An 18,990-nucleotide genomic window follows, 5' to 3' on the forward strand; every position below is an offset into this window, starting at 1 on the left:
GGCAATCGCCAATGGCGAGATCTTCCGCGCTCACGCCTTCGAATACGCCTGCGCCGGGAACGACATCGAGCACCGCACGACCAAGCCAAGGCATCCGTGGACCAACGGCCAGGTCGAGAGAATGAACCGGACCATCAAGGACGCCACCGTCAAGCGCTTCTATTACGAGAGCCATGACCCGCTACGCACCAATCTCGCCGACTTCGTTGCCGCCTACAACTTCGCTCGCAGACCCAAGACCCTCAAGGGTCTCACACCCTACGAGGTCATCTGCAGGGCGTGGGCGTCACAACCGGAACGCTTCAAACTCAATCCGCTCCAGCAAAGGCCGGGACCGAACATCTACTGTAAGGGCGCCAAACATGCCGCCATAACCTTGGAGTATATTTAGCGGACGGAAAGCCGCGACAAGATGAGGAACGAAACACAGGTTTGTGTCGCGTCACTTCACTCTCTCCAAAACCGCGCAAGCAACAGAACGTGCAGCCCAAAACAGCGCGAGGGCTTCTGGAAACGCTCGATGCGCCCCTGATTCTCAAAGCTTTAAAGGTCGTGCAAGTATCGCCACTTCTTCGTTGATTTCAACAAACCCTCCGGACCGAATACCATACACGATGGCTGCTGTAGGCGCGCAAATTTCAATGCAGTCAGCTGACAGCGACTCCATAGAACGCAGAAGGCCTATGAGATCGCCCTGCTTTACTTCATCTAGGATGGAACGCAGAGGTTCAAAGATGCCCCGTGCCGGCGACCGCAGTTCGTCAGATGTTAGCGTTTCAAGCGACCTGCTGGATTTCTGTTGACGGAAAGTTGGGTGTTCCGCTTTTCCCTCGATGATCCCAAGCCCGATAAGGGCATTTCGTAGCCCAGCTTCATAGACAGCCAGGGCACCGGAGCTAACAGTGCCTCCGCCGAATTCGGTGCAGACCAACACTTTACCTTGGTTGTGGGCCACGGTATCGAACATTCCAGCTGTCTCGTTGTGCTGCCAGACCAATGTCACAGGTAACTTAAAAGCTTCTGCCATTCGCACTGTCTTAGCCATCAGATTGGCGTCACCAATAGGATGCATGATGACCGACGGTGGGATATCCCATGTCGGTCCGAAACTGTGCAGATCAAATATAGTGTCAGCAGCAGGCAATAAGACGCGCGAAACCGCATCTGCAATACGTTCGCTCACTGACCCGTCGGACCGGCCTGGGAACAGCCGATTAAGATTCTTGCCGTCGACCGGCGTGTTGCGGGTCCAAGCTTGCACAGCCAGCGGGTTGAGCTCGGGTACGATGGTCACGCTCCCACAGGATTGCTCTCTAGGCAGCCAGTCAACAAGCCGTCGCGCGACAATCGGTCCTTCCATTTCGTCACCATGATTGCCCCCTGTGATAAGAAGGCGTGGCCCCTCCCCTTTATTGAAGCTGAAGACCGGAAGAGAAAGAGCTTCCCAGTCGTCGCCTTTAGGGACAACAAGATGACCCGCACTCGCGCCAAGCGCGTCAGGATCAGATGTGAGATGTGGTATTATCTTCATTGAAAATACCCTCGGGAAGTTTTATGGTACCCAAAAAAGTACCCCGACCGGCTCCATGCCGAAAGTTGACAGGGTCTCCGTCGCATCATCGCCATCCTTATGCTTCTTGTAGCTGACGATGCTGTATATGACTCGACATCTTTGTTTTTATGCGCGGTAGAGGCTGCTCGGTACGTGGCTCAGTATTTCTGCCCCACTCTCTGTCACCAAGACGTGTGCACCGGTGCCAAATAAATAGCCATTTTCGCTGCACAATATGTTTGGCATGTGCAAGGTCATGCTAGGCTTAAGGATGTCATGAGCGTTCGGCTCCAAGCTCAGATCTCCTCGTTCAGTCCAATTGATACCAGTTTGATAGCCGGTTCTTTGGCGAAAGACTCCGTGGCGTCCGGAACGCTTGAGAACCTCGCGGCCGGCAGCGTCTACCGCTCCTGCAGTGATACCCGGCCTGATGGAGGCAACCACTGCCTCGATGACCTCCTCAGCCAAGCTATGCAGAGATTCTGCCTCAGGGTGTCGGCCAAGTACGGCACACCTGACAAGTCCTGCGAAGTATCCATGCTTCGACGCGCCCACTTCCAAAAAAGCCGGCTCGTTCTTCTTGATTGGATGCTGCATGGGATAACCGTGCGGCAATTTTGTCCGCTCCCCGAATAGAATATTAGGTTGGGACATCCCAATTTCACCGTTGGCTTTTCCAGTCACTGCTTCAACCGCTGCCGCCATGGTGCCCACCATTTCCAGTTCGGTCACGCCTTCCCGCAGCGAACTCTGGAAAGCTCGCACTGCCGCGTCCGTCATACGCATCGCGTCGCGCATGACCTCGAGCTCTAGGTCGCTTTTCACAGCTGCCACCGAAGAGACCAGCCTACTGACGTCGGCCATTTTCAAATCGGGAACCTGTGCCTGAAGCGCGCTCACATCAGCCGGTGCAAGGTTAGAGCAGCCTAGCTCAAACCCGATCCGCTTGCTCTGTAGTCCTTGCCGGCGAATAACATCAGCGCAAGCCTTGGCGAAGTCGGACTGCTCGACATAAGTATCAATCTGATCAATGCAACCGTACGCGCGAACTGCCTGCTCGTCGAATTTTCGAACGACATATGTCGGCGCTCGTCCCGGAGCCAGGATCAACGGGAACGGCGCGAAATATCCACCGCTTCCATCATACCCGGTGAGATAGCGGAGGTGGCCGTGCGCGGTAACTACGATTGCGTCGAGCTTTGCGCTTTCCACTGCCTCAAGCACGTTCTGCTGCCGGCGTTCGTACTCTGATCTGGGGAACGGAAAACCGGCCAGAGGAACCGTAGAGAAAGTCGTGCGCATATCTCACCTCAATCATTGAAGGCTTCAGGTCGGATTCCGTGATGAGCCGACCGAACTTGTTCAGCCAGATTGATCAGCCGCGCGGCGCCATCGTCAAATGCAGTTTTCATATTGTCCCATCTAGAAGCGAGATGGAGTTGGTGAAGAGCAGGTTCGGCAGTGATCCTAGTCATGTAACCTCGGCCATAGGTCTGCTCCTGGTTCCGACAGAAATGCCTAGCGGACCAGGGAATTTCGTCCTGGGACTTTTTCCACCGCTAGGGCCTTGCGTTCTCATAGTCGCACTCGACGAAGGTGAGAATATCGGCCTCAAGCTGACTGGTCAGTCCAGCGAACTGGGGTTCGCTCTTTACCCGGGATGGTGATGTCGGCATGAAGTGGAAATCGTGGTGAGGCGAGCGCGCCAGCCATGATCTGACCAGCGCGGCCTTGTGAGTGGCAAAATCATGGATGAGGATTCGTGGCGTTCTCCGGTCAGGGGCGTCATCGTCGGAGTTGGTCGAGGGCCCAAGCCATGCGAAATGCTCTTTCCTCGGCGACGCCAGGTCCATGGGAAGCGCCGCTGTGGCCGCCGACCTTCCGCATTCGGAACACCAGCTTGGGGTCGCGATCGGCAACACAGGACCGACGCTGCGCCACATAGCGAGCGGGCTGATAGAAGAGCACCTGGCCGTCATCGAGCGCGGCGTCGACGTATGTCGGCGGAAGTGGGCGATCGGCGCTGAGGCTGTAGTAGGGGTCGTAGCTGCGCAGGTACCCATACTCATTAGCGATGTGGGGATCTCCATACTCCGCCCTTTCAACTAGAGCCCAAGGCATTGCGGCATCCATCTCGGTATCCAGGATGTCCGCGAGGGGAACCTCAGCAACCACGGCGCGGAACAAGTCCGGCCGCAAGGCGGCCGTAGCAAGCACAACACCGCCGCCAGCGCTGGCTCCCTCAATGACTATCCCGTCGCCGGTGGCGAAGCCTTGCTCAACGAGCCCCTCGGCAGCGGCGATCAGATCTGTATGAGTGGTCCGTTTTCGATCACCCATGGCCGCCTCATGCCAAGGGCGGCCGAGTTCGCCACCACCACGAACATGGACCCAACCGAAAGCAACCCCTCGGTCGAGAAGGCTTAACCGAGCAGTCATGAATGAAGGCCAAGCGTTGAACGAAGGCCATCTTGATGACCCGTAACATCCGTAGACGCGGAGTACGACCGGCCCGGGCCTCGTTCGGTCGCGCCGCGCAACGAGCGAGATCGGAATCTCAACTCCGTCTTCCGCCTCCACCATGACAACCTGCGCAACGTATAGAGCCGGGTCATAGCCTGGTATGTCGGCCCGGTGCAAGATCACCGAACGATCGTCGACGAGATCGTGCTCCATTAGAGCATCGGGCGTCACAAACGAACTAATTGAATAGACCAACTTCGAGCTTCGGAACACATGACGTGGAACCGAACGCGCCCCCCCTACAGATAAGCCGACCTTGAGAGTGCAACTCGGCTCGTCGGGAATGATCATTGTCCCAACGACGCCCCTACCGTCACGTGAGACCAGGCGAGGATGCAGGCCTTCTCGCTCCAGAACAACCAAGTGCTTTTCGAAGACGTGGATTTCCTCAAGCGTTACGCCTGCTCTATGCGGGATGACCTCCTCCCATGACGACGATGACGGGTCATCTATCGGGGCGCGCACGAGCCGGCAGTACGGCCCAGCGTCGTCCACTCGAAACAGGAAACTGTCGCCCCAATGCTCGGCATAGATCTCTTGTCCGTTTTCCCGCCTGACAATCCGGCGCCACTTGCCCCCCGCCATGTCAGCAGGAAGACACCACACCTCCGCAGCACCGACATGGACGGGAAAAGAGGAAGAGCCCGAGAAGGCGTGAACGTCAAGGAACAACCAGGCGCCACTATCAGAACGCCGAACCCGTACTTCCAATCCCTCATTAGCTTCCTCGAAGGCTACCTCAGAAATCCCAGTTGCGATATCTAGGCGAATAAGCTCATGACATTGTTGTCGCAGGCCAGGTCGCTCCCGCGTGAAAAACAGTGTGGTGCCATTCGCAGCCCAAGCTACCATCGCAGCCTTCTTCGAGCCTTGCCAGACGTCTCGGCCGGTCTCCATGTCCCGAACCCTAAGTTCGAAAATCTCGTTCCCGATCACATCAAAGCTGAAGGCCACGTAACGCCCGTCGTCATTCGGGGCGAAGACCCCGAGTTGATAGAAGAACTCGGCCCCGGGGATCACGTTCGGATCAAGAACTTGCTCGACAGAGCCTCCGGTTAGTGGGCGACGCCACCAAGCCGGATGAGACCGGCCCTGCTCGTGCCTTTGGAAGTACTCAAAGGCCCCAACTTGGAAAGCTGGTGGGGTGCCCCCGCGAGGTTGACGCCCCTCGATCTCGGCGATGATCTCCGCCTTAAGCGCTGAAAGGTGAGTTGTCGCTTGCTCTGCATAGCTGTTCTCAGCTTCGAGATACGCGAAGACGTCGGGATTATCCCGGTCGCGAAACCAACGATACGAGTCGATCGTGACATCGTCATGAAGCACGCGGATCCGTGGCTCAGCACGGGGATGAGGTGGCTGAAGGCGCTTGTCTTCCATCAGGCGGCTCTCACAAGAAAAAAAGAGGAAGAATTCCGGCGCCGGTTTGAAAGCAACTTAGTTTGTGCATCGATGTCCCTCCCAGTGTAGCGTGCAAATCGTCCTTAACACGGATTAAATCTGCAGCACCTTCAACATTAGCTTGGCGGCATAACTCTAGAGTATACTAAAGGAGTCCGCGCATGATGGACAGCAACTCCCTATGGTCCACTGCTCAGATTTGCAGGTTTATCTCGGCAATGACAAGCATAGATTGACGACCCCAGCTATCGAAAATCCAGATGGCAGTCCTCGACGGTGTCCGACACGGTGTACCCGTCGCAAGCTGCCAGTGGCGCGATGTCGATCGGGTTGGCAAAGGCGTTTGATGCTGACGAGAACCTCGTTGCGGGATTTCGTTACAAGAAGTCAGCCTTCACTTCGCCAGCACGCTGACATGTGCCCCGGCCCCACTTCGGTGGCCGGTGGTTCCTCCTCCTTGCAGCGGTCAAACGCCAGTGGACAACGTGGATGGAAGCGGCAACCAGTCGGTATGCGGGCAGCACTCGGCACCTCGCCCTGCAAGGCCAGCAGTTCGGCGCGACCTGCGTTGCCGCCAATGTGCGGGGTAGCGTTTCGCAAGGCAACTGTATACGGATGACGAGGGTTGAATGTAATGGCGTCGGCGCTACCGATCTCAACCAATTTTCCAAGATACAAGACCGCGATCCGGTCGGCGATCAACCAGGCAAGAGGCAGATCGTGAGTAATGAATAACAGTGCCATGTTGTGCTTGGCGCGGAGGTCGACAAGGACCTGAAGAATCTGTGCACGTATGGAGACGTCGAGCATCGAGACAGGTTCGTCAGCAACGATGAGCTCCGGCCTGACAGCAAGTGCTCCGGCAATCACGACACGCTGGCGCTGCCCCCCAGATAGCTCGTGCGGGAAGCGAGCGAAAAAGTCATGCGGAGGATTGAGCCCTGCGGCGACAAGGGCTTCACTTACCCTCTCGCTAAGTTGAGCGTCGCTTTCAACGAGCCGCAGTGACCGCAATGGCTCCGCCACAATATCGAACACGGTGTGCCGTGGGTTGAGCGCCTGATAAGCATCCTGGAAGATCATTTGGACGCGATGGCGGTAAGGACGCAAGGCCGAGGGGCCTTGAACCGACGTCATGTCGCGGCCTTCAAACAGCAACTTGCCGCCAGTTGGCTGGGCGAGCTTTGTGATGGCGCGGCCAACCGTGGTTTTGCCGCTTCCTGATTCCCCGACTAGGGCCAAGATCTCGCCGCGCCCGATGCTGAGGTTGATCCCATCCACTGCGCGCACGGTGCGGGTAGGTCGACCCAGGACACGGTCGAACAGCCCGCCCTCGATTGGAAAATGGACCTGCAGGCCCTCAAGACGCACCATGTCGGCGGTGTCAGGCATGAGCTGCGACCTTGGCTTCTTGCGAGGACCGGTAAAGATGGCAGGCGACGCGTCCCCGCCCGAACTGATCGAGGCAGGGGACTTCGGCCGCGCAAATGCCCATGGCCAACGGGCAACGTGGATGGAATGCGCATCCTGAGGGTCGATTCACCAAGTTGGGGGGGTCGCCAGGTATTGGCCGAATGATCCGTTTGCCGCTCGCCGGGTTCGGGATCGATTCGATCAGCAGACGGGTGTAGGGATGTTTAGGCTGGGCGAATATCTCGAGTACGGTGCCATCCTCGACGATCCGCCCCCCGTACATAATCATCACGCGATCACAACTCTCAGCCACCACAGAAAGGTCGTGGGTGATCAAAATGATGGCAAGGCTAAGCCTTGATCGCAACTCCCGCAGCAGCTTCAGGATCTGAGCCTGGGTAATAACGTCGAGCGCCGTGGTGGGCTCATCGCCAATGACGATCGAGGGGCGACATGCGAGCGCCATCGCAATCATCACCCGTTGACGCATGCCACCAGACAATTCGTGCGGATAGGCGGAACCGCGGTCACTCGGAATACCGACGAGCTCGAGCAGTTCTCTTGCCCGCGTCGTCGCATCGCCACGCGACATGCCTAGCTTCAGCATACACGGCTCGGCGATCTGCTTGATGATGCGGTGAACGGGATTAAGCGCATTCATCGCGCCCTGAAAGATTACGGACGTTTCGCTCCAGCGATGTGGCCGCATCGCGGCGTCATCGTCGATCGGGAGCCGGTGACCGCGATAACGGATCTCGCCCTCGCGAACGCGCGCGTTGGGTGATAGCAGACCCGCTATCGCCATTGCAGTTGTGGTCTTCCCGCTGCCCGATTCTCCGACGAGGCCAACGGCCTCTCCCGGCCGGAGCGCGAAGCTTACACTGTCGATAGCACGCGATGAAACGCCCTTGAGCCCGTAGTCGACAGAGAGCCCGTTCACTTCCAGAAGTGGTGCTTTGTCTTCAGAGGAGTTTATCATGGGATCACCCTCCGCCGTGGATTGAATGTGTCGTCGATGGCATTGCCAATCAGGACGAAGCTCAAGGAAACCGTGAGTACGCAAAGCCCAGGTGCGCCGAGGTACCACCAGGCTCCGGCACTGGCCGCACCGGCGCGCTGAGCGAGCGAAAGCAAAGTGCCCCATGAAGGCTGCAACGGGTCACCAAGCCCGAGGAACGAGAGCGATGTCTCGATATAAATTGCGCCGGCGACGACCAGGGCACCATTGGCTGCGATTTGCGGCACGAGATTGGGAAGGATGTGCCGCACCATGATGCTGAAATTGCTGCTGCCCGCAACGCGCGCACGATCAATGAATGTTCGTTCCTTGAGTGATAGTGTCTGGCTGCGGACGATACGGGCGACGAACGCCCAGCTCGTCGTGCCGATAACGACAATGGTCACAAAAAGAGAAGGACGAAAGCCGAGGATTTCTCCGCCGCGCCCGATCACCTCCAGAACTACGGGTGTGATGACCAGCGCCAGTACGAACGACGGCATGACAAAAAAGAAGTCCGTCAAGCGCATCAGCCAGACGTCAACCCTCCCCCCATAGTAGCCTGCAGTCATACCAATCGTAGTCCCGACGACCAGGCTGATCACCGTTGCTAAAAGCGCGATCGTCAGCGAGATCCGGGCACCATGAACGACCAGATTGAGCACGTCCCGCCCGACTTCGTCCGTGCCGAGCAGATGCTCGCCCGAGGGGGCGACGAGGAAATCGCCAGTTGCATTGATCGCGGTCTGGAGCGGCCCCACCAGCACATTGGGGGCCGCTCCCACAAAAAGAAAGAATACCAGACATACGACACCCACTTGAGCGCCGCCATAACTGAGAAATTCACGCAGAAATGCTTTGATCGCCCGCGCCCGGCCTGGCGGGGAATAACGAACTGTACTTTCACTCATTATCGGACTCGCGGATCAAGAAGCCCGTAGGCAAAATCGGCTGCTAGGTTCGCAACGACGATCGACGCACCAAGCAACAGGAATATGCCTTGAAGGACAGGGTAGTCCCGTGCGTTGAGGGCTTCCACCGTCAGGCCACCGATCCCCGGCCAAGCGAATACAGCTTCGACAGTAATGGCGCCCGCTACCACGTAGCCGATATTGAGGGCAATTAGAGTTACGACCGGCAGCATTGCATTACGGAACGCATGACGTATCAGCATCTGAACATTGGTGAGTCCTTTGGCCCGAGCGGTAACCATGTAATCCTCGGTGACTACGTCGCTCATTGCCGCACGTGCGACTACAACGTACTGGCCGATTAGCCCAAGCGCCACCGCGGTGACCGGAAGCGCGAGATGGCGCAAGTAGTCGAGCAACCACTCAAGGGAGCCGGGGATCATGCTGGGAGAGTATACACCGTAGCCCGGAAGCCAGCCTAACGACGTGCTGAAGATCACCACCAGGATCATTCCAAGCCAGAATGACGGCGTGGAGTAAAGCGCGAGGGAGACTCCCATAGAGATATGGTCGACGGCTCCTCCCCTGCGCCAACCGGCATATAGGCCAACCATAACACCGGTTAGGATGGCGATCAGTTGTGCTAGGCCAACTAGGGCGATAGTGGCCGGCAACCGCTCTAGGATCAGGTCGGCGACGCGCTGGCCCCTAAACTTGAAGCTATACCCCAAGTCACCTTGGAGGGTTGCCCACAAGTAATCGACCATCTGGTCAGGGAACAGGGGCCGGTCGAGGCCCCAGTTCTGGCGCTGTATGTCCATCTGCTCAGCAGTCACACTAATGCGCGCGCCGCCAAGCAGCAGTGATGCAGGGTCGCCTGGAATGACCCTAAATAGAACGAAGTTCAGCGCCGCCACCATTAGAAGCGTTATGGCCGCCCTAAAAAAAATGCTCCCAACCCGCCGGCTTGTTCGCCCCGCCAAGCCATTTTTAGTCATCGAATGGGCTCCAGGCGATCAAACGGGAAATAGCTCCAACCTGCCGATATCGCGTCATCCTTCCCCCAGCCTTGGAAGCGATCGGTACGGTGAGCCTCGAGAAGGTAAGGGTAAGTCAGTATGATGTATGGCGCGTCGGTATAAATGAGGCGCGCCGCTTGATCGACTAGCTCCTGACTCTTCTTGAGCTCAACGGTGACCGCAATTTGAGAAACAAGCGCCTCGAACTTCTCGTCCGTCCAGTATGATCTGTTGACGTGATCGCCACTCTTGCCCAAACTGAGCAGACCGTCAGGCGTGGGAGACGGCCAGTTGCTGGCGAGAAGCAGATCCCAGCCTCCGCCGCCGTCCGCCGGCGCTTTCGTGCGGGCGCTGAGTGCACCAGGGTCGAGCTGGGTCACCGAGACGGGGATGCCAGCTTGCCCCAACCAGCCTGTGATCAACTGCATCACCGCGGTCGGGATTTCGTCCGTACCCGACAATGTTCCTGTGATCATCTCGAGTTGCAAGGGGTTTCCCTCCTTGTCCTCCCGAATGCCATCGCCGTTTCTGTTGCGGTAACCGGCCGCGTCAAGCCGTCGACCCGCCTCATCGAGATCAAAATGGCGCCTGATTTCGGCCAAATCGGAGTAGTATTCTGCAGCTACCGGCATCACAAGACCTATGCCAGGATCGGCGTGCCCCCGGTAGGCGCGATCGACAATCGCCTTCTGGTCGATTGCATAGCCGATCGCGTCGCGAAAGGCGGGATCCAGCAGCGCCTTTGTGCTGCCCTTTCCTTGCCCAGACGCCGTGTTAAAGGCCAGGTAGGATCGTGACTCGGTGCCGTGTTGGCCGACGACGATGTTGGAATCTTCTGAAAGTGACGTCCATTGCGCGGCCGTCAGATTGCCATAGTCAAGCTCACCACTCTTCAATCCCTGCACCATTGGATCAAAGGAATTGAAGAAGAACATGACCATTCCAGCCGCCGGCTTGCCCCCGCGGAAATACGGATTCGGCGTGCAACGGACGAATTGACCTTGCTGAAACTCCGAAATGACCATAGGCCCTGTCCCCACCAATGGCGGGTCGTTGCGGAAAGTGCGGCGCGCATCCGAATAGCTGACGGCCTTCCAGATGTGCTCGGGGATGATCATGATGAGATTGTCGATTGGCCAACGGGTTGGCGCCTTAGTCACGATTTGCAAAGTCTCGTCATCAATCGCCTTGATCGACTCGACGTTTTCCATGCCGTCGGTGCTGTTCCACCCCGCGTTCAGTTCATCAGGCTTTCCAATCGAGTCGCGGAGATAGTTGTAGGTGAATGCAGCGTCTCTGGCTGTAGCAGGCTCACCGTCCGACCACTTCATGCTAGGCCAGATATTGAACGTCCATGTGAGGTTGTCGTCAGCTACGGACCACGATTTGGCAAATCCCTTGCGATCCTCGTGACGTTGAGCATCGACTCCAACCAGGAAATCAAAGGTATAGATTAAGGGAGCGACCGAGCTCCATGTGGCGAATGGATTCAGTGAATCGGGAGCAACCATATACCCGATGCGTACGATCTGGTCGTCGTGTGACGCGGCAAATGCCGAGGAGCGCAGCACAAAGGGGCCTGCTGTTGCAAGTAGAAGTGCCTTCGCAAAGGCGCGTCGATCGAGGTACGAGTTCATTCTTTTCTCCCCTTTAGCTTACGCCGCGTCGCGGTTCGCTGCTTGCAGTGCCGATTCCGGCACTGATGCCGCGGCATCTTTTTCTTAATCGAAGCTACGTTGCGGATTCTTAGCGGGCAAATATGGAATCGATATCATAGCCATCCAAGAATTAGATGGCACCTCGCACACGGCGCTAGAAACTCAATTCTGATCGCCACAGTTACGGGAAGGTTGTCCGCGCGGACCGGTCCGACGAGACTCGAGGTGGTGAGCGGCGTCTTTGCCGAGCCACGCGGCGGCGCGAAGATATGGTGCGTCGGCGAAGATCGTGCGCGCTGGGTCAAGGTAGGAGGGCGACGGGCGGGCCGTCATGGTCGCTCGTTCCTCGCGACTGCCGATATGCCACAGGTTACGGCCACGGCCACAGCGATCGCCGAGCACATTGTGGCACTGCGGCGGCAGCATTGGACCGCCAGTCACCTCCTGGGGAGGTCCGCGTCTCGCCCGCCACCGTCAGGCCGGTTTTCAATCGTGCCGGGCTGTCGCGGCTGAGCGAGACCGAGCCGGCCAAACCGATCCGACGGAGATGATCCATTGACATCAAGGAGCTTGGCCGCTTCAGCCACGTCGGCTGTTGCATCACCGGCGAGCGTAAAAGAGTATGTCCCGCGGCGCCGGCTGGAGTTTGTCCACGTCTGCATCCACGAGCTTCCGGCATCGCTTCTCAGATCTGCCAGAGGAGAAAAAAGGAGCGCGCCATCGCGTTGCTCGAGTGGCGGTTACGGGTGGACTTCAGATGCTAGGGGTGGTGGAGCGGCAGGCAAAGAAGATCAGCGTGTACTCGACGGTGTCATCCTCGACCTCGTCAGTCGTGGATGGCGGCCCGACTATTGGACAGCTAGGCGGCAACTCGGCCTTGGCCTCGGCGAGATCTCGCCGGTGGTAGAGGCTAGCGCAGTTCCTGCAGGCAGTCGTCGCCGTGCTTTCTCGGCAATGCTCGAGCGCGTTCCAGACGAGATGCGTAGCAGCGCTGCCAGCCGCGCCGGACTCACCTCGACGATCACCGCGACCATGGCCGACACGCTGCCTTCATTGCCAACGCGACGGTCATGTCGACACCGGGGATGTATCAAGAGCCGAGCGGGCAAGATCCCTTAAGCCTTGAGGTCATCACTCCGCCGATCGAACTCGCGCAAATGATCGTTAGCGAGGCGCTCGTCTTTCGGCCCAACCTGTTCACTCAACCGGGTTCGGCCTTGGTGCTGGACCGGTCTGCATGCGGACAAGACGTGATCAGGTGGCGGCTATGAACGATCCGCTGCATGATGTTCCTTCAAGCGCGATCTCTGAAGAAGCCGCTGGCATAAAGCTGCGTAAAAACGATTGCGTCGATCGTGTCCGTCTTGACCTTCGAATGATACATACCTGTTCCGGGTTGGCGATCACCACCAGCTCCGGCTCTCGGCCATGTTCTAAACGGTGCACTTTCGTGCTCCCCATGCCCCCCGAATGCGCTCACGATAAGCGGCTCTCAAAGAAGCAAAGCAGGATATTTTCGATCTGATATGGGGATCCCAGCTGCGCCGATGCTATTGTCCCTCGTCTCATTCAGAGCGCTCACCGGCTCGAACTGAGCGGGGAATCCATGCGCAGGCCCACCATCTCCGCTGCCGCTGACTCAACCGCACACGGGATGTCTTGATCCGAAAATCAGGTCTCCACCCGCCGCCATCGCTTCGGAATGCCGGCGCAATTCAATCGGAAGGGTGCGCGCGCTCGTCGAAATCCGCCAAGAGCTTCGCAACCTTCATCAATCTCGCAGCTGCCGTCAAACTTTACGCTGAATCTCAACAAGCCTTAGTCGATTGACGACACTCTGTGCTCACAACCTGACATCCGAGGCGCCAGCCCGAAAGTGATTTGTGCTGCCTGCTCCGACAACTTTCGTGGCATGCCAATTGCGAGCACATCACCAGATACCTGTTCCGACAGTGGCCGTCGCGCTGTTTTCAACCGAGGAGTTCACATGACACTCGCACGCGCAATCGTGGCTGCACATCCCGTGGGACGCACTAGCGGTGCTGGGGCTCCTGGGCGAACCGGCGGCCTGTCGCCCGGCAGCAATCTTCAGTCCGCAGTGCACATAGAGTGCTGATAACACTGTTCATCCGCCTTCAGGCAGGCTGGTTTCTAGTGCTCGCTCCGGCGAGTGGGGACCGGCGCAAACCCGAGCAAATCACCGTTACCACCGATCAAACATCAAAGGAGTAGCTGATGCGAGTAGCCGTTGTTACAAACAGAGACGTTACGGGCGTGATTAACCGTTTCGGCCAGCCTTTGCCGCAGCCGCCGGAGCCTTGGACACAGTGGGAATGCGACAGTGTGGTGCCGGCGCTGCAAGAGGGCGGACACGAGGTGCTGCTGTGTGAGGGGGATAAAGGCATGCTGAGCACGCTTGAGCGGTTCATGCCACCCGATTCACAAGGCCGCCCTACAGGATTCGTCTTTAACGTGGCTGGTGGAACTCAGGGCGAGTCCCGTTTCTCCCAGGTTCCTGCCATGCTCGAGATGGCCGGCGTTCCCTACATAGGAGCGAGCCCGCTCGGACATGAGCTTGCTAACGACAAGGTCGTCACCAAAATACTCGTTCGCGACCGCGGTGTGCCGACGCCGAAATTTCGGGTGATGCATCGAGGCGATGAGAATATTGGCGACCTGAGATTTCCAGTGATAGTGAAGCCACTCCGTGAAGGTGACAGCTTCGGATTGCAGCTTATAGATAGACCTTCTGATTTGAAGCAGGCCGTGGAAGGGATTGTCGAACAATACGCGCAGGACGCTCTTGTTGAAGAATACATCGACGGCAGAGAAGTAACTGTTGCTTTGCTTGGAAACAATGAGCTCGAGGTATTTCCTTTCGTGGAACAGAAATTCGCCGACCGCGCGCCGCGTCTTATGACTTGGGGAGCGAAGTTCGGGACGGCCGAGAAAGCGTCAAAGGTTTGCCCGGCCCAGATCGAGAGCAGGCTCGCAACGGTATTGCGGGACATTTCGATGGCTACATTCCGCGCCTGCCAATGCCGGGACTATGCCCGGGTCGACATTCGGATCGACCGCTTCGGCCAGCCTTTCGTCCTAGAGATCGCCGCCAATCCGTCACTCACAAAGGGCTCATCGTATTGCGTGGCTGCGAAAACGGCCGGACACGGCTACTCGAGCTTGATCAATCGCATCCTGGATGTCGCCCACACCCGGTATTTCGGAACCACTATCCCCCCAAACCGAAGGTGACTTTGCGCCTTCCGGCAAGCCCTTGGCCGTCAAGCAAATGACCCTAAAAGATCACTTCAGCGCCCGCTGGAGCAGAATAAAAGGCTCCGGAGGCCGTAACGCTAACCTCGGCCCTGCTGAGTACGAGCACTTGACCGCCGAAACTTTCCTCCAGTTGACGCACGTGCTGGGCTAACGGCCCTTTATGCTACGTGAAGAGCAAGGTGGCTTTGGAGAGGGTGGCGTTCTAGAGAGAATCGAATGGCGGGGCGCGGCCAGCAGCGGCACTGAAGTCTTCAGGACGAAGCCATTGCGACCATCCTTGGATGCGCAAGCAATGGCCGGCAGCGTCTGGAAGGCGGACCGGGTCTCTCCGGCCCAGACATCATCCTCGCGGCGAGTGCCGCGATCGCCAGAAGCGGACGTCGCGCCCTCAGGCAAACCTGAGCATTCGCCCATCTCACGATAGGTGTGCTTGAACCGCAACTAACCTCGCGTAGCTTTCACCAGCGTGATGGGCGACGAAGGATCCATCGTCGGGCGTGAGCGAAGCGGGAGGGGCATGGCGCCCGCGCATCGAGCCACGCCGAGCCTGAGCCCGCTCCGGCCACAACAGCGCATGCGGTCATCTCGTCGCAAGAAGGCACCGATCTGCAAACTGAATTGGACGCCCTCAGCCACTTCCTGTTTACATGGAGCTAGTTGCAGCCAGCCAGGATAATCAAAATGGACGCAGGCCTTTTTTGCGCAATTGACGCAACGATTGCGCCGCCAGACGTCCATCTTGAAATTCTTGTGCCAAGCATTACTCCCACCCGCCAGACAGAAGCTGACCGGACGCAAACTCAGTTGGCTTTCTTGGATCGTTCATTGGCAGGCTAATATGACCGCGCGTCGACACAATCTGATCGACCGGAGTGGTATCAGCCTTCTGCCTGAACGACTGCAAGACATCGTCCGGCGTCGGGACACTGTGCTCGGTCCTGGCTACCAGTTTTCCGAGACGATTCCGGTTGAGTTTGTCTCCAGCTTTGGTGCCCACCTAATCGACAGCAATGGCAACGACTATCTCGACGCATATAACAACGTTCCGGGCGTTGGCCACGCGCATAGCCATATTGTGGACGCCGTTTCCCGCCAAATTGCCGCAGTCAACACTGATACACGATATCCTCAGGAGCCACTGGTTGCCTATGCTGAGCGGCTGCTTGCGACATTTCCACCTGAGCTGTCGAAATTGAGCTTGCCTTGCACTGGATCGGAAGCAAACGATCTCGCAATTCGAGTGGCGAGGTTCTATACCGGCGGAGAGGGTATCATAGCTACTCGTTGGGCGTTTCACGGGCGCACTCGTGAGGTCGCGAGCTTTTCCCCAATGCTGGGCGCAGAATCCCCGCTCGGACCGAACGTCCGACTAATTGCACCCCCTGACCCAAGGCTTTGCGGATCTCAGCGCTCCCTTGACGAGTATATGCGGACTCAAGTGCGTTCCGCAATCATTGATCTAGAACGGCATGGATACAGGTTAGCCGCATTGATCGCCGATTCCGCCTTCACCTCCGACGGCATTTTTACTCACCCGGTGGGCTTTATGCAGCCAATTGTCAACGAGGTTCACGCCGCTGGGGGCCTCTACATTGCTGACGAGGTTCAATCGGGGTTCGCGCAGTTCGGAGATTCGATGTGGGGATTCAGTCGACACGCGTTCATTCCTGATATCGTGACGATGGGCAAGGCGATGGGGAACGGTTTCCCCATATCTGGCGTCGTATTCCGCCCGGAGGTGTCTGACGAATTCGGACAGAGGGTCAGCTACTTCAACACACTCGGTGGCCGATCGATCTCTGTAGCCGCAGCGTCCGCAGTGCTCGATGTATTCGAGCAGGAGAATGTGCGTGAACGCGTTGTCGTGAACGGCGCGACCCTGCTGGCAGGGCTTGAAACTCTGACACGGAATTCTCCTTATGTTTCGGAGATCCGAGGCAGCGGCCTGTACCTTGGTGTCGAGATCGTTAGGGACAGAGAAACGCTCGAGCCTGATCCCACTCGTTGCGAAAGCATCATCAAGGATCTACGCGACCGACGAGTTCTCATAAGCCGAACGGGGCCCGCAGGGAACGTGTTGAAAGTTCGTCCTCCAGTCGCTTTTAGCGCTGCCGATGTATCTCGGTTCCTTGAGACCTTTGCCATCGTGGCGAAACAGCGGCTCTAGAAAGCCTAAGCAACATGAACAAATCCGCCGACGCGATGATCCACCGCCTCCTGAAGGAGAGCAGCCTGCTTTCATCGAGCCAATCTATTGACCCCTTGCTATTGAAAAAAATGCTCGAGAGGCACCATGGGCTAAGTGGACACCTTCAACCGTTGGAAAGTGAAAAGGGCCATACATTCATACTCAACGCCGGGGCGAGTGAATACCTCGTAAAGGTCGCACCGCCCGACGAGCCCGAACTTGTTACCGGGTTGCAGATTGCGGCGATGCGTTATCTTGATGATGCCGCTCACACGCTGCCGATACAGCGGATCAAGCCTGCACTTGACCGAAGGGACAGTGTGCCAGTCAACTTTGGTGATGGCGCTTCCAGGATCCTTAGCGTCTTTTGCTTCGTCGAAGGCGTGCTTTGGGAGCAAGTAGCTACTGTAGATGAAGACTTGGTTAAGATTGGTTATATGCTTGGGCGAGTAAACAATGCACTGCAGTTGTTTAAGCATCCAGCCGCCGCGCGCGGCTTAGTTTACGACATTGCACACTTTCACCATTGGGCCGGACTAGTTGGGTACGCGCCAGATCCCAAGCGCCGATTGCTGGCTCACCGGGTTTTTAAGCTCTTCGAAGAAGTCGTCCTGCCGAGGCTGTCCAGTCTTGAAATGCAAGTGATCCACGGGGACTGCGCTCCCAATAATGTTGTGGTGGACCCGCACAGCGATACCTTCGTGAAGGCTATCCTTGACTTTGGCGACACGGTCCATAGCGCGGTGATTTTTGACCCTGCGAATTCGATCGCGCACCTTATCGGTCGCACTCAGGACCACCACCCTTGGCAGGATGGTTTTGCCTTTGTGGCCGGATACCAGCAGAGCCGGCCGATAGACAAATCAGAGCTTCCACTTTTGCCTGTTGCGGCTCTCGCCAGGCTCACAATGCTCGCCTTGATCAGGCACTGGAAGGCGGAGCGTGCATTTGACCGACGCGAGGAGCTACTCGCTAGTGCCGAGTATTACTGGGCGAACCTGGAGCGGACCATGGCTGTACCGTTGGATGACGTCGTCGCGCAATTCTGTGATTTTTCTTGGACTAGCTCTGTTTGAGGGGTGTTCTTGGCCAACCGACCATCTTAACGATCGGCTCACAAGATGCCTCCGGTCTGATCGGAGGCATTTGCGTTTTGGACTTGGTCGGGGAGACGATTGCATCCGGCGTTATCGGTGATCGGGCCAGCGACATCTACGTGTCCTATTGCGCCGCGCAGGACCTTGGCACCAGCTTGCTCGTGCGGTGCAGACGAACAGGCTGGCCGAGCGGCCGGCCGCTGCTGCCCCGCACCACTGCTCATCGCGTCTTTGCCAATTTGGGGCGGCGCTCTGGACGGGGGGTCATCGCGTTACGGTAGACCACGACGAGACGACCTTGCTGCAGGTGAAGTCGGCTGCCATCAACATTGCCGCCTAGGACATTGGAGGCGCGGTCGCGTTCGAGACTCGTCGATCAGGTCGAGCGCAGTGATCTCGGCGAATGTGAGAACGCCCCCGCCGTGACGTCTGGCTTGGCGCGCCGACATAGTGATGAAGCATGTTCGCCAGTTCACCACCGCGATGAGGGCGAGGAACTTCGCCAGCCTCTCGAGCTGCGTCCTCTGCACGGCAGCCCGACTTCATAAACATGTGGAACACCCCCGTTCCGGTGTAGGGCAAACCAGCCGAGCTTCTCGATCACCGCGGAGAGATCTTCGACCGGCAAGTTGGTCACAGCTTCCAGTCAATCGGCTCGCGACCGGGCTTCGGATACTCCTCGTACCTGACTGTAGCCCTGTTCGCCGACGTCACGGAACGAGTCACGGCAGATTCATAGGGGCAATAGGCACGCTGGAAGCTTCGCCGAAAGCGTACAGTCGGACGCCGAGCCAAACGCCTCCCGACGTTCTCACCTTCGCCGAGACTCGGCGCGGCAATCAAATGAGAGCGCAGCGCAATCAGGATGGGAATGCGGTTGTGTGCGTCAAGTTCTGCAAAAAGGGGCGGCCATGATGCTGGTCATGCGGCTTGGCGCAGAGCGAGCTTCTTGTGCTCG

Annotated in this window: 12 protein-coding genes; 4 read left to right on the forward strand and 8 right to left on the reverse strand. The window is 57.7% G+C overall.

Annotated elements, in window-relative coordinates; translation table 11 throughout:
- Window positions 1–391: integrase core domain-containing protein (locus NKJ75_RS32215; RefSeq protein WP_352500708.1), on the forward strand; the 391-nt coding region annotated here is incomplete at its 5' end.
- Window positions 392–535: 144 nt separating this feature from the next.
- Here the strand turns inward: NKJ75_RS32215 and NKJ75_RS32220 are convergent.
- The 8 genes from NKJ75_RS32220 to NKJ75_RS32255 all read right to left on the reverse strand — a co-directional run bounded on the left by NKJ75_RS32220 (window position 536) and on the right by NKJ75_RS32255 (window position 11,450).
- A complete protein-coding gene (locus NKJ75_RS32220) occupies window positions 536–1,531 on the reverse strand; it encodes a succinylglutamate desuccinylase/aspartoacylase family protein (RefSeq protein ID WP_352500709.1) in 996 nt (331 codons plus the stop codon).
- 147 nt (window positions 1,532–1,678) lie between these two features.
- Entirely contained in the window at window positions 1,679–2,854 is a 1,176-nt protein-coding gene (locus tag NKJ75_RS32225) for a M24 family metallopeptidase (protein ID WP_352500710.1), read from the reverse strand.
- 483 nt (window positions 2,855–3,337) lie between these two features.
- Window positions 3,338–5,452: a prolyl oligopeptidase family serine peptidase gene (locus tag NKJ75_RS32230; RefSeq protein ID WP_352500711.1), complete on the reverse strand. Its 2,115-nt coding sequence runs from the start codon at window positions 5,450–5,452 to the stop codon at window positions 3,338–3,340.
- Window positions 5,453–5,860: 408 nt separating this feature from the next.
- Window positions 5,861–6,865 (reverse strand): ABC transporter ATP-binding protein, encoded by a 1,005-nt coding sequence (locus NKJ75_RS32235; protein WP_352500712.1) that lies wholly within the window; start codon window positions 6,863–6,865, stop codon window positions 5,861–5,863.
- Window positions 6,858–7,865 carry an ABC transporter ATP-binding protein gene (locus NKJ75_RS32240; RefSeq protein ID WP_352500713.1) on the reverse strand — a complete coding sequence of 336 codons (1,008 nt, stop codon included), beginning with the start codon at window positions 7,863–7,865 and terminating at the stop codon, window positions 6,858–6,860. Before NKJ75_RS32240 ends, NKJ75_RS32235 begins: the two co-directional genes overlap by 8 nt.
- Window positions 7,862–8,794: an ABC transporter permease gene (locus NKJ75_RS32245; protein ID WP_352500714.1), complete on the reverse strand. Its 933-nt coding sequence runs from the start codon at window positions 8,792–8,794 to the stop codon at window positions 7,862–7,864. Before NKJ75_RS32245 ends, NKJ75_RS32240 begins: the two co-directional genes overlap by 4 nt.
- Window positions 8,794–9,792 (reverse strand): ABC transporter permease, encoded by a 999-nt coding sequence (locus NKJ75_RS32250; protein WP_352500715.1) that lies wholly within the window; start codon window positions 9,790–9,792, stop codon window positions 8,794–8,796. Before NKJ75_RS32250 ends, NKJ75_RS32245 begins: the two co-directional genes overlap by 1 nt.
- Window positions 9,789–11,450, reverse strand: coding sequence for an ABC transporter substrate-binding protein (locus NKJ75_RS32255; protein ID WP_352500716.1), 1,662 nt, complete (start codon window positions 11,448–11,450; stop codon window positions 9,789–9,791). Before NKJ75_RS32255 ends, NKJ75_RS32250 begins: the two co-directional genes overlap by 4 nt.
- Before the next feature lie 2,256 nt (window positions 11,451–13,706).
- Here NKJ75_RS32255 and NKJ75_RS32265 point away from each other — a divergent pair.
- From NKJ75_RS32265 to NKJ75_RS32275, 3 genes are all read left to right on the forward strand, one after another.
- Window positions 13,707–14,723, forward strand: coding sequence for a D-alanine--D-alanine ligase family protein (locus tag NKJ75_RS32265; RefSeq protein WP_352500717.1), 1,017 nt, complete (start codon window positions 13,707–13,709; stop codon window positions 14,721–14,723).
- Window positions 14,724–15,585: 862 nt separating this feature from the next.
- Window positions 15,586–16,914 carry an aspartate aminotransferase family protein gene (locus NKJ75_RS32270; RefSeq protein WP_352500718.1) on the forward strand — a complete coding sequence of 443 codons (1,329 nt, stop codon included), beginning with the start codon at window positions 15,586–15,588 and terminating at the stop codon, window positions 16,912–16,914.
- Window positions 16,915–16,928: 14 nt separating this feature from the next.
- Window positions 16,929–18,011, forward strand: coding sequence for a phosphotransferase (locus NKJ75_RS32275; RefSeq protein WP_352500719.1), 1,083 nt, complete (start codon window positions 16,929–16,931; stop codon window positions 18,009–18,011).
- Window positions 18,012–18,990 lie beyond the last annotated feature (979 nt).

It is taken from the genome of Mesorhizobium sp. M0058 (genome assembly GCF_040323095.1).
GTDB lineage: Bacteria > Pseudomonadota > Alphaproteobacteria > Rhizobiales > Rhizobiaceae > Mesorhizobium.

What these genes read in the sequence shown, in the direction of transcription:
- NKJ75_RS32250 (WP_352500715.1), bottom strand. Translation starts at nt 9,792, where the DNA reads ATGACTAAAAATGGCTTGGCGGGGCGAACAAGCCGGCGGGTTGGGAGC.
- NKJ75_RS32255 (WP_352500716.1), bottom strand. Translation starts at nt 11,450, where the DNA reads ATGAACTCGTACCTCGATCGACGCGCCTTTGCGAAGGCACTTCTACTT.
- NKJ75_RS32275 (WP_352500719.1), top strand. Translation starts at nt 16,929, where the DNA reads ATGAACAAATCCGCCGACGCGATGATCCACCGCCTCCTGAAGGAGAGC.
- NKJ75_RS32225 (WP_352500710.1), bottom strand. Translation starts at nt 2,854, where the DNA reads ATGCGCACGACTTTCTCTACGGTTCCTCTGGCCGGTTTTCCGTTCCCC.
- NKJ75_RS32235 (WP_352500712.1), bottom strand. Translation starts at nt 6,865, where the DNA reads ATGCCTGACACCGCCGACATGGTGCGTCTTGAGGGCCTGCAGGTCCAT.
- NKJ75_RS32240 (WP_352500713.1), bottom strand. Translation starts at nt 7,865, where the DNA reads ATGATAAACTCCTCTGAAGACAAAGCACCACTTCTGGAAGTGAACGGG.
- NKJ75_RS32230 (WP_352500711.1), bottom strand. Translation starts at nt 5,452, where the DNA reads ATGGAAGACAAGCGCCTTCAGCCACCTCATCCCCGTGCTGAGCCACGG.
- NKJ75_RS32265 (WP_352500717.1), top strand. Translation starts at nt 13,707, where the DNA reads ATGCGAGTAGCCGTTGTTACAAACAGAGACGTTACGGGCGTGATTAAC.
- NKJ75_RS32220 (WP_352500709.1), bottom strand. Translation starts at nt 1,531, where the DNA reads ATGAAGATAATACCACATCTCACATCTGATCCTGACGCGCTTGGCGCG.
- NKJ75_RS32245 (WP_352500714.1), bottom strand. Translation starts at nt 8,794, where the DNA reads ATGAGTGAAAGTACAGTTCGTTATTCCCCGCCAGGCCGGGCGCGGGCG.
- NKJ75_RS32270 (WP_352500718.1), top strand. Translation starts at nt 15,586, where the DNA reads ATGACCGCGCGTCGACACAATCTGATCGACCGGAGTGGTATCAGCCTT.